Origin of the sequence: Ramlibacter sp. (assembly GCF_041916345.1) — a bacterium.
Taxonomy (GTDB): Bacteria; Pseudomonadota; Gammaproteobacteria; order Burkholderiales; family Burkholderiaceae_C; genus Ramlibacter.
Genome location: NZ_JAYRZR010000099.1, coordinates 1 through 13,304, shown reverse-complemented (window position 1 = coordinate 13,304; position 13,304 = coordinate 1). Strand labels below are relative to the sequence as shown.

The window sequence follows — 13,304 nt, the reverse complement described above, 5'->3', positions numbered from 1 at the left end:
ACCTGCAGCCCGGCGACCTGGTGTTCTTCAACACCATGCGCCGCGCGTTCAGCCACGTGGGCATCTACGTCGGCGAAGGCAAGTTCATCCACTCGCCGCGCCCGGGTGCCCAGGTGCGGGTAGAAGACATGTCCATGGCCTACTGGAGCCGTCGCTTCGACGGGGCCCGCCGCGTGCTGCCGGCGGAAGGCGGCGCCGTGGCCGGCGAGTTCACGCCGACGGGCGCTGATACAGCGCGGCATTGAGCTCCACGGCCGCACCGGCCGTCGCCAGGTCAAGCTGGCGCAGCGCATGGGCAAAGGCCCCGGCAGAAGGAAACCGCTCTCTCGGGTCGCGCGCCAACGCCCGGGCCAGCACCTGCCCGACCGGGCTGCCCTTGAGGCGGGGCGGAAAGCGCAGCTCGCCGCGAACATGGGCATAGGCGACCGTGGCAAACGGTCCGTCCTCCACCATGGTCCAGCCCAGCAGCGCCTCGGCCAGCACCAGGCCCATCTGGTAGACGTCCGAGGCCTGCAGCACCTCGCTGCGCGTGAGGTACTCGGGTGCGGTGTAGCGCGGCGTGCAGGCGAGACCGCCCTCCTGCGTGATGCGCGAGCGCTGCATCTGGTGCGCGATGCCGAAGTCCATGACACGCAGCCGCGGCCGCGACGGGATGCGCCAGTCCATGAACAGGTTCGGCGGCTTGATGTCCTTGTGGATGATGCCCACGCGGTGCACGGCGTCGAGCCCGTCGAGCGCGCCGCAGAACAGGGGAATGAAGGTCTCGGCGTCACAGGCGCCCTCGCGCGCGAGGTGCACGGCCAGGTCATCCCCGTGCAGCAGCTCCATCACGAAGAAGGGCCGCTGGGTCGCGGCATCGATGCCGAAGTCGATCACGCCCACGAGGTTCGGGTGCCGCACCTGGGCGGCGGCCAGCAGCTCCTGCAGCAGGCGGCGGTCCAGCGTGCCGGACTCCACCGGCTCGCGCAGCAGCTTCACGGCCACGGCCTCGCCGGTCTCCAGGTCGTCCGCGGCATGCACCTGGGCCATCCCGCCCGAGCCGATGGCCCGCCGCAGCGCATAGCGGCCGCCGAGCAGCTCCGGATCGGCCGTGGCACCCATGGCTTCAGCGCAGCGCGACGACAGCCAGCACCACCACGGCGCCGAACAGCACCACCAGGCCGGCGGCCATGGCCATCACCACAGCGCCCGACACGCCGGCGGCGGGCGGCTGCGGCGCGGGTGCCGCCGGCGCCTCGCGGGCCTGCTCACGCTCGCGCTGGGCCAGGGCGAGCCGCACCTCGGCGGCCACGAGCTGGGGCAACGACTGCAGGCGGCCTTCGAGTGACGCCATCATCTGGGCCTGCTCGCGCACCTGCACGCCCACCTGGTTCAGCTCGTGACGCAGCAGCGGCTGCAGATCGGCCAGGACCGCCCTGCTCACGGTGTCGGCTGCGGTGATCGGCAGGGTGGGCGCCAGGACGATGTCGGGCTGCGACCCGAGCGTCGCTGCCGCCGGCGCCATGGATGCGCCCGCCGCTCGGACCGGTGCGGCGGCGGACGGCCGTGGCGGCTGCGCCGGCGGCGGCGGAATGCGCAGCGTGGTCTCGGGCCCGGCCCCCGCAGGGGCGGCTGCCGCCAGGGGGGCGGCCGGGGCCACGGTGGCGGCCCGGCGCGCCAGCGCGTACAGGTCGGCGAGCCGCCCGCGCGCGGGCGGGTAAGGGCCGTCCGGCTGCGTGTGATAGACCGCGAACGACAGGCCGGAGCCCGGCAGGGCATGGCCCCCCAGGGTCATGAACACCTGGGCGGGATCGGTGGTGTTGGGCGTGCGGGCGGACAGCACCTGTCCGGCCTTCAGCAGCACCTCGCCGAAGGCGGCCTCGCCCTGGCGCACCAGCAGGCGAAGGCACTGGCGGCTGAGGCTGAGAACCTGGATGACATCGTCGAACGAGAAGTCGTCGAAGGTACCCGCCATGATCTGGACATCGCGGGCCCCCAGGCCCGCGGAAGGGGTGCCGGCAGCCGGGCTCATGATGCGGCTCCGCTGGCGGTGGCTTCGGCGGCCGCAAGGCGCCCGCCCATGCGCATGACCGATGACAGCAGGGCGTAGAGGCGCGTCCAGGCGGCCTTCACCTCCGGTGTGAAGGCCTGGCCCAGGCCCATGTTGAGCGTCCACAGCAGGGCTTCGCCCACCGTGGCGTAGGCGTCCTCCGGCACCTTGTACAGCAGGGTGTGGCGCCGCCCCAGGGCCAGCACCACCAGGAACAGGTCGTCGTCGACCGGCACGTCCTGCGCCTTGTCTTCGCTGGTGAGCATCTTCCCTCCTGGTTGCGGGCGCCGACAGGCCGGACCCGGCAGCGCCGGCCATCGGCAATGGCTTGCATCTTATCCACCCGGCGGCGCGCGGCGGAAGGGCCCGCATCAGGGACATCCCGGTGGCGTGCAGGGTTTCCCGCCCTCCCCTTAGCATGCGCGCTGGTCGATCATCTGCGGCCAAGGAGACCAGCCATGGCACGACTGCACGTCAACGGCGCTGTCCGTGAATTCGAGGCCGAGGGGGACACCCCCCTGCTGTGGGTGCTGCGCGAGCAGCTCGGACTCACCGGCACCAAGTACGGCTGCGGGGTCGCGGCCTGCGGGGCCTGCACGGTGCACATCGACGGGGTGCCCACCCGAAGTTGCGTGCGACCGGTCTCCACCGTCGGTCCGAACGAGAAGGTGGTGACCATCGAGGCACTGTCGCCCGATGGTTCGCATCCGCTGCAGAAGGCCTGGGTGGCCCTCGATGTGCCGCAATGCGGCTACTGCCAGAGCGGCATGCTCATGGCCGCGGCGGCGCTGCTGAAGGCCAAGCCGAATCCGACCGACGCCGACATCGACGCGGCCATGACGAACATCTGCCGCTGCGGCACGTACAACCGGGTGCGCGCCGCCATCAAGGCCGCCGCCCAGGGCAGCACGCGCAGCGCGGGCCTGGCGATCCAGCATGCCGACGGGAGCGTGACATGAACACCACCGCATCGCCGCGCATCGGCCGGCGCGCCTTCCTGCAGGCTTCAGCCGGCACCGCCCTCGTGGTCGGGTTCCACGTCCCGTTCGCCCGGCACGCCTCGGCCCAGGGCGCCGCACCGGAAGTGAACGCGTGGGTCGTGGTCAAGCCCGACGACACCGTGGTGATCCGCATCGCGCGGTCCGAGATGGGCCAGGGCACGCTGACCGGCCTGGCGCAGCTCGTCGCCGAGGAGCTGGACTGCAACTGGGCCAAGGTCACCACCGAGTACCCCACCCCCGGCCAGAACCTGGCCCGCAAGCGCGTGTGGGGCAACTTCTCCACCGGCGGCAGCCGCGGCATCCGCGAGTCGCACGACTACGTGCGCAAGGGCGGCGCCGCCGCACGCATGATGCTGGTGCAGGCCGCGGCCGACGGCTGGAAGGTGCCGGTGGGCGAATGCCGCGCCGCCAACAGCGTGGTGACGCACGCACCGAGCGGCCGCACCGCCACCTACGGCCAGCTCGCCACCGCGGCCGCGAAGCTCACGCCGCCGGCCGACCCGCCGCTGAAGGACCCCAGGGACTGGAAGCTCGTCGGCAAGCGCCTGGCGCGTCTGGACACCGTCGACAAGGTGACCGGCCGCCAGGTCTACGGCGCGGACCTGCAGCTGCCCGGCCTGCTGAATGCGGCCATCAAGGACTGCCCGGTGTTTGGCGGCAAGGTGAAGAGCTTCAACGCGGCGGCCATCGAGAAGCGGCCCGGCGTGAAGAAGGTGGTGCGCGTGGGCGACAGCGCCGTGGCGGTGATCGCCGACACCTGGTGGCGGGCCAAGACCGCGCTGGAGGCCCTGCCGATCGAATGGGACCTGGGGCCGAACGCGAAGGAATCGAGCGCCACCGTCGCCGCCATGCTCAGGGCCGGGCTCGACGCCAATGATGCCGTGGCCGGCACCCAGAATGGCGATGCCCGGGCCGCGCTGTCATCGGCCGCGCGCGTGATCGAGGCGGTGTATGCCTACCCGCACCAGAACCACGCGACGATGGAGCCGATGAACGCCACCGCGCGCTGGACGCCCGAGCGCTGCGAGGTCTGGACACCCACGCAGAACGGCGAAGCGGCGCTGGCCGCCGCGTCCGAGGCCGCGGGCCTGCCGGCGGAGAAGTGCGAGGTCTACAAGATCCACCTGGGCGGCGGCTTCGGTCGCCGCGGCGCGGTGCACGACTGGGTTCGCCAGTCGGTCGAGATCGCCAGGCAGATGCCCGGCGTGCCGGTCAAGCTGCTGTGGTCCCGCGAGGAGGACATGCTGCACGGTCGCTACCACCCGGTCACCCAGTGCAAGCTGCGCGCCGGCGTGGACGCGCAGGGCAACGTGACCGCGCTGCACATGCGCATCTCGGGCCAGTCCATCCTGGCCGGCGTCTTCCCCCAGAACATCCGCAACGGGCTGGATCCGGTCGTGTTCCAGGGTCTCAACGCGGGCGGGCCGGAGGCCGCCATCGGCTACAGCTTCCCGAACCTGCTGATCGACCATGCCATGCGCAACCCGCCGGTGCCGCCCGGCTTCTGGCGCGGGGTGAACCTGAACCAGAACGCGATCTACCTGGAATGCTTCATCGACGAGGTCGCGCACGCGCTCAAGCAGGATCCTCTGGAACTGCGCCGCAAGCTGATGACGAAGCACCCCAAGCACCTGGCCGTGCTGAACGCGGTGGCCGAGCGCACCGGCTGGGGCCGGCCCGCGCCCGACGTGGGTGGGCAGAAGGTGTACCGCGGCCTGGCCCAGACCATGGGCTTCGGCAGCTACGTGGCCGCCTGTGCCGAGGTCTCCGTCAGCGACGCAGGGGAGCTGAAGATCCACCGCATCGTGGCCGCCACCGACTGCGGCCATGCCGTCAACCCGCAGCAGATCGAGGCCCAGGTCGAAGGCTCGTTCGCCTATGGCCTGTCGGCGGCGCTGTACGGCGAATGCACGCTGAAGGACGGCCGCATCGAGCAGGAGAACTTCACCACCTACCCGGTACTGATGATGAGCCAGATGCCCAAGGTGGAGACCATCGTCATGCCCTCGGGCGGCTTCTGGGGCGGCGTGGGCGAGCCGACCATCGCGGTGGCGGCGCCGGCGGTGCTGAACGCGATCTTCGCGGCCACCGGCCGGCGCATCCGCGAGCTGCCGCTGAAGAACCAGAACCTCAAGCGCGCGTGACATGAGCGCCCTGCGCCGCCCGCTCACCCTGCTGACCGGCCTGGCCGCCAGCTTGGTGGCGACCGGCGCGGCGGCGCAGGCCGTGCCCCCTTCGGAGACGCCGGCCTTCCGCCCGTTCGAGGTCGTGGCCGACGGCATCCCCCGCCCGCTGACCGATGCCGGCGGCGATGCCACCCGGGGCCGCGCCATCGTCGCCAGCCGCCAGGCCGGGCTGTGCCTGCTGTGCCATCCGGCGCCGATCCCGGAAGAGCGATTCCAGGGCGATCTGGCACCCAGCCTCGCGGGCGTCGGCGCGCGCTACAGCAGCGCCCAGCTGCGCCTGCGCGTGGTCGACCCGCGACGCGTGGTGCCCGGCAGCTTCATGCCGGCCTTCCATGCGCCGGGCCATCCTTCGCGCGTGGGCGCGGCCTGGGTGAATCGCCCCATCCTCAGCGCCCAGCAGGTGGAAGACGTGGTGGCCTTCCTGACGACATTGCGGTGACCGACATGCCGTCTGCGGACCTCTCGCCCACCGCCATTCGCCTGCCGCGACGCGTGTTCGTGGGCGCCGGCCTGGCCTGGGTCGGGACATCGTTCGCGCAGAACGCGCCGACGCCGCCCTCGCCCGAACTGCTGGCCGCCACGGCGGCCTTCGCGGGCGGACAGCCGATCCGCGCCGGGCGCGTACGGATCGCGGTGGCGACCCTGGTGGACAACGGCAACACCGTTCCGCTGGCCTTGCGGGTGGACAGCCCGATGTCCGCGGCCGACCACGTGACCGAGATCGCCGTCTTCAACGAGAAGAACCCGCAGCGCGACGTGGCCCGGTTCACGCTCAGTCCACGCAACGGCCGCGCCGAGGTGGCCACCCGGATCCGCCTCGCGACCAGCCAGAAGCTGGTGGCGCTGGCCCGCATGAACGACGGCAGCGTGTGGCAGGACATGGTGGATGTGGTGGTGGTGCTGGCGGCTTGCATCGAGGGCGAGGGATGAGCGCCCGCACGCTGATCCAGGTGCCCGCGACGGCCCGCCGCGGCGAGGTGATCGAGTTGCGCGCCACCATCGCCCACCCGATGGAGACCGGCTACCGCCCGGGAGCGGACGGCCGGGTGCTGCCGCGCGACATCATCCGCCGCTTCACCTGCCGGCTGGACGGCGAGACGGTGTTCACGGCCGAACTGCACCCGGCCATCTCGGCCAATCCCTACCTCGCCTTCCACCTGCGCGCCGATGCCGGCGGCACACTGGAGTTCGAATGGCAGGGCGACAACGGCTTCCGGCACGTGGAGCGGCGCACGCTGCAACTGACGTGACGCGGCGCGCCCGCTTCGGCGTTGCCGTGCTCGCCGGCCTGTTGCTGGGCTGTGCCGCGCCGCCACTGGCCGACGCCCGCCGCTCGGGCTTCGACGAGATGGGCGAGTCCACGCGGGCGCTCCAGCGCGACGACGCGGCCAACCCCGCCATGCTGTGGGTACAGGGCGGCCAGCTGGCCTGGGCACGTGCGCCGGCGGCCTCGTCCCGCGCGTGCGCAAGCTGCCATGGCGATGGCACTGCGCTGGCCGGTGTCGCGGCCCGCTACCCCGCGTGGGATGAAGGCCTCGCGCGGCCGGTGACGCTGCGGCATCGCATCAACCTGTGCCGCGAGCGCCACCAGGGCCAGGCCCCCTGGCCTGCCGAGGCAGAGGACCTGCTCGGCCTGGAGGCCTGGCTGGGCCTGAAATCGCGTGGCCAGCCCATCACTCCGCCGACGGACGCGCGGCTGGCGCCCCATCGCGCTGCGGGCGAAGCGCTGTTCCGCGCCCGCATCGGCCAGCTCGAACTGTCCTGCGCGCAGTGCCATGACGAGCGCGCCGGCGGCCTGCTGGGTGGCACGCGCATCCCCCAGGGCCATGCGACGGGCTACCCGATCTACCGGCTCGAATGGCAGGGCATGGGCTCGCTGGGCCGGCGGCTGCGCAATTGCATGACCGGGGTGCGGGCTGAGCCCCTGACCCAGGGCAGCCTGGAGATGACGCAGCTCGAGCTGTACCTCGCCACCCGAGCGATGGGCATGGCGGTCGAGACGCCAGCGGTGCGCCCCTGAGGGGGTGACCTCACTGGTAGGGTGGCGCGCCCTCGCGCAGGATCACGCCCCGCCGGGGGCGCCCGCCCCCATCGGGACGGATGGTCAGCACGAACGCATCCACCTGGCCCAGGGATGCCGCGTTGGCCAACCGGTAGCCTGGCAGCAGGCAGTCACCGGCCGCCGCGTCACCGGCCGGAGGTGGCAATTGCAGCATCGCATGGCTGCCGCCGCTGACGGTGCGCAGACGGACATCGACCCGGCCCACCGGTATCGGCACCGGCACGTCGAAGCCGTCCGGCCGGAAGGCCACGGCAAAGGCCTCGGCCGGCGGGATCGCGGCCAGCGTCGGCGTGTGTTCCGCCTTCAGCTGACGCACACCGTCGGCCCAGTGCAGGCGCAGATAGGGCGCCGGCTGGCCGGTGGCCCAGAGCAGATGGATGTCCTGCCCGGCCCTGCACCAGTCAGGATGAGACACCAGCGGCTCGGTCGGCCACTGGCCGAAGCGCCGCTCCTCCACCCGCGTGAGCCGCACTTCCGGCCGGGCGCGCAGCGACTGCGCGAGCACGATGCCTGCCGACGGTACGTTGAACGCGCGCACCGGGCCCACGTCGTACGGCAGGGGATCGGAAGGACCGCTGGGCAGGCCGCGGGCACCGATCTCCCGCGCCGCGGCATGCACGGCCGGCTCGATGAACTGGAGGGTCCAGATCGGAAACGCCGCAATCACCATGCTGCTCAGTGCAAGCGGCAGCCACACCGACACCTTGGCGCCGGCGATGTGACCGCCCAGGCGATGCAGGCCGAACCACAGCAGCGGCGCTACCGTGAACAGCAGGCCGTAGAAGACCGCCAGGCCACCGAAGCCGCTGACCGCCCTGGCAGGCAGCCACACCGCCGCGAAGGTCACCCCAATGGCCACCAGACCCATGATGCGCATCACGGCCCAGCCCGCCAGGCCGGCGCGCCGGCGCGTCCAGCCCGCTTCGAGCAGCAGGTACAGCACCACAACGGCCAGCCAGGCCGCCGCGCCCAGCCACCAGCCGCGCTGCTGCTCAGGCGGCAGCGCGGCCAGGGTGTCCATCATCTGCTGCAGGTCCATGGCGCATGGTAGCCCTGGCCCGACAGCGCATGCCCCCGGCGTTGCTGCGGGTAGCCGGCCATGCGACGATCCGGCGCATGCGGCAATACTGGCTGATGAAGTCCGAACCCGACGAGGTCTCGATCGACGATGCCCTGGCGGCGCCCGGGCAGACCGTGCCCTGGACGGGCGTGCGCAACTACCAGGCGCGCAACTTCATGCGCGACCAGATGCGCGTGGGCGACGGCGTGCTGTTCTATCACTCCAGCTGCCCCGAGCCGGGCATCGCGGGGATCGCCGAAGTGGCCTCCGCGCCCTACCCCGACCCGACACAGTTCGATCCCCGGTCGCCCTATCACGATCCGGCGTCGAAGCCCGATGCACCGCGGTGGCTGCTGGTGGACGTGCGCGCCTTGCGCAAGACGCGGCTGCTCGGGCTGGCCGAGATGCGCGAGCACGCCGCGCTGGCGGACATGCTCGTCCTCAAGAAAGGCAACCGCCTGTCCATCACGCCGGTGGACGCGAAGCACTGGCGGGCGGTCGAGAAGTTGCTGGGGGTTGGGGGCGAGGAAGGTTGATCGCTGGGGTTTCGCTTCGCTCCACCGCCAGCCTACGCGAGAGCCAGCCAGAGCCCCTCTGAGCCCACACGCAAGGCCCACCCGGACCTCGCCGCCATCCCCATCGCCCGGGCTGCCCCCGTAGGCTGGCGGTGGAGCGACAGCGAAACCCCAGCGGTGCCCTAAGGCGCGGGGCCACCCGCGCCGGCCCGCGCCCCTACTGCCAGAGCACCTTCTGCTTGTCGGAGTACCAGCGCTCCAGCTCGGGCTCGAGCATCTTCTCGATCTTGGCGCGCTTGATCTTCATCGTCGGCGTGAGGCAGCCGTTCTCGATGCTCCACGGCTCGCGCGCGACCACGATCATCTTCAGCTGCTCGTAGTCGGCCACCTGCCGGTTCACCTCGTCGAGCAGCGCGCTCAGTTCAGCGGTCACCTCCGCACGCAAGGCCGGGTCGTTCTGGCGCGGACGCAGGGTCTCGGCCAGCAGCACGATGGCATAGGCCGCGGGCTGGCCGACGCCGGAGACGAGCGACTGCTCGACCATCGGGTGGGCGTTGATGCGGTTCTCGATCGGCGCGGGCGCCACGTACTTGCCCTTGGCGGTCTTGAACAGCTCCTTGGCGCGGCCGGTGAGCTTGAGCACGCCGTTCGGCGCGATCTCGCCCAGGTCCCCGGTGCGGAAGAAGCCGTCTTCCGTGAACACCTCGGCGTCGAGATCGGGGCGCTTGTAGTAGCCCACCAGCTTGCCCGGACTCTTGATGAGGATCTCGCCCTCGGGGCTGAGGCGGGCCTCCACGCCCTTCATCTTCACACCCACGCAGCCGGGGGCGTTGAACTGCTCGCTGGAGGTGAACGAGTACGCGCAGTCCTCGGTCATGCCGTAGCCCTCGTACAGCTTCAGGCCGATGCGGCGGTACCACGAGATCAGGTCTGGCGGGATGGGGGCCGAGCCGCTGCCGGCCATCAGCACCTGGTCCAGGCCGAGGCCGGTGCGCACCTTCTTCGCGACGATGCCCCCCAGGATCGGGATCTTCAGCAGCGTGTCCAGCTTCTTGGCCGGCATCTTGGCCAGCACGCCCTGCTGGAACTTCAGCCACAGGCGGGGCACGCTGATGAACAGAGTGGGCCGTGCGCGCTGCAGGTCCGCCAGGAAGGTATCCAGCGCCTCGGCGAAGAACATGTGCGTGCGGCCATCCACCAGGGCCGCGCCCTCGATCCAGGCGCGCTCGAAGATGTGGGCCAGCGGCAGGTACGAGAGCACGCGGTTCTCGGTGTCCTGGCCGATGCGGTTGCGCAGCTCCTCGCTGATGCCCTGGGCGGCGGCCGAGAAGCGCTCGAAGCTGTGCATCACGCCCTTGGGCGTGCCGGTGGAGCCGGAGGTGTACATCAGCAACGCCAGGTCAGAGGGGGCCCGCGACGGGTTGCCGGACATTGGCGGCGCGCGGCCGATGATGTCGTCCCAGGTCTGCAGGCCGTGGTTCTCGGGGGCCAGCGGGAAGGCGATGGTCGGAAGGCCCTCCGGAATGCCGGGCTTCTGGTGCTCCCAGGTGTCGAGCTTGCCCACGAACAGCAGGCTGGCCTCGCTGTGGTTCAGCACGAAGCCGACCGTCTCGGCCGTTTCGGTGGGGAAAATGGCCACGGTGGTGTAGCCCGCCATCCAGATGGCGATCTCCGCCATGACGAAGTGCGCGCAGTTCTTGGACAGCAGCGCGATGCGCGAGCCGGCCGGGAAGCCCTGCGCCTTCAGGTGCGTGGCCATGCGCCGCGACTGGTCCATCACCTGGGCCCAGGTGTAGTCGACCGTTTTGCCATTGCCGATCGGCTGGGTCATGAAGACCTTGCTGGCCAGGTTCTTTTCGTGCTCGTAGATGAAGTCGAGGAGGAGCTTCTGGGGCATCGGCGTGCTCGTGTTGAGGGTTGAGGTGTGCAGACCCGGGACCATAGCCGCGGCAGCGGCGCGGCGTCTACGGTGAAACCCAGGGGGTCGGTTAGAGAGCCCACTCTCGGGAAACGTGGCGGGGACGCCTCGACGGAGCTTCCTATACTGCGCGGCTCAAGAGGCAGCCAGCATGCGCGGATGGATCGACCCGGTTCTCAGGAACAGCATCACCAAGCCGGTGTACCGGGCGCTGGGCCTCACGAGGCTGTGGGTCGAGCAGCGCCATTCCGCGCACTACCGGATGCAGCCGCTGGAGGACAACGGCGGCGTGCTCGTCCTGAATCGGTACCAGGGCCCACCCATCGAGCCAGGCGAGTGGGAAGGCCTGGACTACGTGACCTACGACACAGACCCGCGCACCTTCTTCGCGCCGCTCGCCAGTGCGGACGGAGAGCCGGTCATGGAGGGCTTCTGGCGACACGGCAAGCCCGACAAGGACGGCGTCTGGACGCCCCATGCCCAGGTCGCGAAGCGCATCCAGGCCTGGGTGACGTCCATCGGCGCGCGCTTCGGACGGGTGCAGATCATCCGGAAAGAACCCAACTCGCGACGTGAAGCGGTCTGGAACCTTCATCTGGACGACAACAACCGGCTGAATCCCGAAGCGGAAGGCTGGGTCGTCCGGCTGTGGCTGGAGCTGACCGACAGCCCGGACAGCCGCATGATCCTGCGGGAGGATGAATTCGATGGGGCGAACGAGTTCCAGGTCCCGTTGCCTCGGTACACCCAGATCCTGATGGACTCGGAGTACCTGTTCCACAGTGTCCACCACGCGCACAGCCATGTCCGCTACGGTGTGATCGTCTCGCTGGAGAGCGGGCCCGCACTTGAAGAGTGGATCGAGCGCCAGATGCCCCAGGCTGTTGCCACCCCCGGATGGGCTGGCCGCTACAAGCAGCGGCTGGGGCTGGATCGGACCTGAGGACCGGTTTACTTCCGCGCCGGCGGCAGATCCGTGCAGCTGCCGTGCGCCACCTCCGCGGCCATGCCGATGCTTTCGCCCAGCGTGGGGTGCGGATGGATGGTCTTGCCGATGTCCACCGCATCGGCGCCCATCTCGATGGCCAGGGCGATCTCGCCGATCATGTCGCCGGCATGCGTGCCGACGATGCCGCCACCCAGGATCTTGCCGTGGCCGTGCGCCTCGGGGCTGTCGTCGAACAGCAGCTTGGTGAAGCCCTCGTCGCGGCCATTGGCGATGGCGCGGCCGGAGGCCGTCCAGGGGAACAGACCCTTCTTGACCTTGATGCCCTGCGCCTTGGCCTGGTCTTCGGTCAGGCCGACCCACGCGACCTCGGGGTCGGTATAGGCCACGCTGGGGATCACGCGCGCGTTGAAGGCCGCCGAGGCCAGGGACTTGTCACCCTGCAGTTCACCCGCGATGACTTCCGCCGCCACGTGCGCCTCATGCACCGCCTTGTGCGCCAGCATGGGCTGGCCCACGATGTCGCCGATGGCGAAGATGTGCGGCACGTTGGTGCGCATCTGGATGTCGACGTTGATGAAGCCGCGGTCCGTCACGGCCACGCCGGCCTTCTCCGCACCGATCTTCTTGCCATTGGGCGTGCGGCCCACGGCCTGCAGCACCAGGTCGTAGGTGCCTTCGCTCTTCGTGCCGTCCAGGCCCTCGAACTGCACGTGGATCCCTTCCGGCGTGGCCTGGGCCCCCACGGTCTTCGTCTTCAACATGATCTTGTCGAAGCGGTGCTTGTTCATCTTCTCCCAGACCTTGACGAGGTCGCGGTCGGCGCCCTGCATCAGGCCATCCAGCATTTCCACCACGTCCAGGCGCGCGCCCAGCGTGCTGTACACCGTACCCATCTCCAGGCCGATGATGCCGCCGCCGACGATCAGCATCTTCTTCGGCACGCCCTGCAGCGCCAGCGCACCCGTGCTGTCGACGATGCGCGGATCGTCCGGCAGGAAGGGCAGGCGCACGGCCTGGCTGCCGGCGGCGATGATGCAGCGCTTGAACGCCACCACCTTCTTGGTGCCGGTCTTGTCCTGTGCGGTGCCGGTGGTCTCTTCCACCTCGACATGGTTCGCGCCGACGAAGTGGCCGTAGCCGCGCACCACCGTGACCTTGCGCATCTTGGCCATCGCCGACAGGCCGCCGGTGAGCTTGCCGATGACCTTCTCCTTGTGGCCGCGCAGCTTGTCCACGCTCACCACCGGCTTGCCGAACTCGACGCCCAGGTCACCCAGGTGGCTGACCTCGTCCATCACCGCCGCCACATGCAGCAGCGCCTTGGAGGGGATGCAGCCGACGTTCAGGCACACGCCGCCCAGGGTGGCATAGCGCTCGACCAGCACGACCTTCAGGCCCAGGTCGGCCGCGCGGAAGGCGGCCGAATAGCCACCCGGGCCGGCACCCAGCACGAGCACGTCGCAGTCCAGGTCGGCAGCACCACCGAAGCTGACGGCTTGGCTCCCTCCCCCTCCGGGGGAGGGCTGGGGAGGGGGCGCGGGTGGCGACACGGGCGCCCCCGCCCAGCCCACCCCCCCCGGGGGA

Annotated in this window: 15 protein-coding genes; 9 read left to right on the top strand and 6 right to left on the bottom strand. The window is 70.6% G+C overall.

Features of this window, described 5'->3' with window-relative positions; all coding sequences use genetic code 11:
• The coding region (locus tag ACE3T5_RS18600) for a C40 family peptidase (RefSeq protein ID WP_374669599.1) at positions 1–245 on the top strand (245 nt) is incomplete at its 5' end.
• Here the strand turns inward: ACE3T5_RS18600 and ACE3T5_RS18595 are convergent.
• The 3 genes from ACE3T5_RS18595 to ACE3T5_RS18585 are packed head-to-tail and all read right to left on the bottom strand — an operon-like array spanning position 211 to position 2,295.
• On the bottom strand, positions 211–1,101 hold the full coding sequence (locus ACE3T5_RS18595) for a serine/threonine-protein kinase (protein WP_374669598.1): 891 nt from the start codon (positions 1,099–1,101) through the stop codon (positions 211–213). The genes ACE3T5_RS18600 and ACE3T5_RS18595 overlap by 35 nt on opposite strands.
• A 4-nt stretch (positions 1,102–1,105) precedes the next feature.
• Entirely contained in the window at positions 1,106–2,011 is a 906-nt protein-coding gene (locus tag ACE3T5_RS18590; RefSeq protein WP_374669597.1) for a hypothetical protein, read from the bottom strand.
• A complete protein-coding gene (locus tag ACE3T5_RS18585; protein ID WP_374669596.1) occupies positions 2,008–2,295 on the bottom strand; it encodes a globin domain-containing protein in 288 nt (95 codons plus the stop codon). The genes ACE3T5_RS18590 and ACE3T5_RS18585 overlap by 4 nt, the downstream gene beginning before the upstream one ends.
• Positions 2,296–2,487: 192 nt before the next feature.
• On the opposite strand from ACE3T5_RS18585, the gene ACE3T5_RS18580 reads away from it, so the two are divergent.
• From ACE3T5_RS18580 to soxA, 6 genes are read left to right on the top strand one after another with little or no spacing between them, the layout of a single operon-like run.
• Positions 2,488–2,988 (top strand): (2Fe-2S)-binding protein, encoded by a 501-nt coding sequence (locus ACE3T5_RS18580; protein WP_374669595.1) that lies wholly within the window; start codon positions 2,488–2,490, stop codon positions 2,986–2,988.
• A complete protein-coding gene (locus tag ACE3T5_RS18575; protein ID WP_374669594.1) occupies positions 2,985–5,174 on the top strand; it encodes a molybdopterin cofactor-binding domain-containing protein in 2,190 nt (729 codons plus the stop codon). Before ACE3T5_RS18580 ends, ACE3T5_RS18575 begins: the two co-directional genes overlap by 4 nt.
• 1 nt (position 5,175) lies before the next feature.
• Positions 5,176–5,655 carry a sulfur oxidation c-type cytochrome SoxX gene (soxX, locus tag ACE3T5_RS18570; protein WP_374669593.1) on the top strand — a complete coding sequence of 160 codons (480 nt, stop codon included), beginning with the start codon at positions 5,176–5,178 and terminating at the stop codon, positions 5,653–5,655.
• A gap of 5 nt (positions 5,656–5,660) precedes the next feature.
• A complete protein-coding gene (locus ACE3T5_RS18565) occupies positions 5,661–6,146 on the top strand; it encodes a SoxY-related AACIE arm protein (protein WP_374669592.1) in 486 nt (161 codons plus the stop codon).
• Entirely contained in the window at positions 6,143–6,466 is a 324-nt protein-coding gene (soxZ, locus tag ACE3T5_RS18560) for a thiosulfate oxidation carrier complex protein SoxZ (protein WP_374669591.1), read from the top strand. The genes ACE3T5_RS18565 and soxZ overlap by 4 nt, the downstream gene beginning before the upstream one ends.
• Positions 6,463–7,236: a sulfur oxidation c-type cytochrome SoxA gene (gene soxA / locus ACE3T5_RS18555; RefSeq protein ID WP_374669590.1), complete on the top strand. Its 774-nt coding sequence runs from the start codon at positions 6,463–6,465 to the stop codon at positions 7,234–7,236. The genes soxZ and soxA overlap by 4 nt, the downstream gene beginning before the upstream one ends.
• 10 nt (positions 7,237–7,246) lie before the next feature.
• On the opposite strand, the gene ACE3T5_RS18550 is transcribed toward soxA, so the two are convergent.
• On the bottom strand, positions 7,247–8,317 hold the full coding sequence (locus ACE3T5_RS18550) for a hypothetical protein (protein ID WP_374669589.1): 1,071 nt from the start codon (positions 8,315–8,317) through the stop codon (positions 7,247–7,249).
• 77 nt (positions 8,318–8,394) lie between these two features.
• On the opposite strand from ACE3T5_RS18550, the gene ACE3T5_RS18545 reads away from it, so the two are divergent.
• The gene (locus ACE3T5_RS18545; protein WP_374669601.1) at positions 8,395–8,874 is read left to right on the top strand and encodes an EVE domain-containing protein; all 480 of its coding nucleotides are present in this window, start codon (positions 8,395–8,397) and stop codon (positions 8,872–8,874) included.
• 196 nt (positions 8,875–9,070) lie between these two features.
• Here the strand turns inward: ACE3T5_RS18545 and ACE3T5_RS18540 are convergent, their stop codons facing one another.
• Positions 9,071–10,750, bottom strand: coding sequence for an AMP-binding protein (locus ACE3T5_RS18540; RefSeq protein WP_374669588.1), 1,680 nt, complete (start codon positions 10,748–10,750; stop codon positions 9,071–9,073).
• A 172-nt stretch (positions 10,751–10,922) separates the two neighbouring features.
• Between ACE3T5_RS18540 and ACE3T5_RS18535 the strand changes: the two genes are divergently transcribed.
• The gene (locus ACE3T5_RS18535) at positions 10,923–11,714 is read left to right on the top strand and encodes a hypothetical protein (protein ID WP_374669587.1); all 792 of its coding nucleotides are present in this window, start codon (positions 10,923–10,925) and stop codon (positions 11,712–11,714) included.
• An 8-nt stretch (positions 11,715–11,722) separates the two neighbouring features.
• Here the strand turns inward: ACE3T5_RS18535 and lpdA are convergent, their stop codons facing one another.
• Positions 11,723–13,291, bottom strand: a complete 1,569-nt coding sequence (gene lpdA / locus ACE3T5_RS18530) for a dihydrolipoyl dehydrogenase (RefSeq protein ID WP_374669600.1) — start codon at positions 13,289–13,291, stop codon at positions 11,723–11,725.
• Positions 13,292–13,304: the final 13 nt, after the last annotated feature.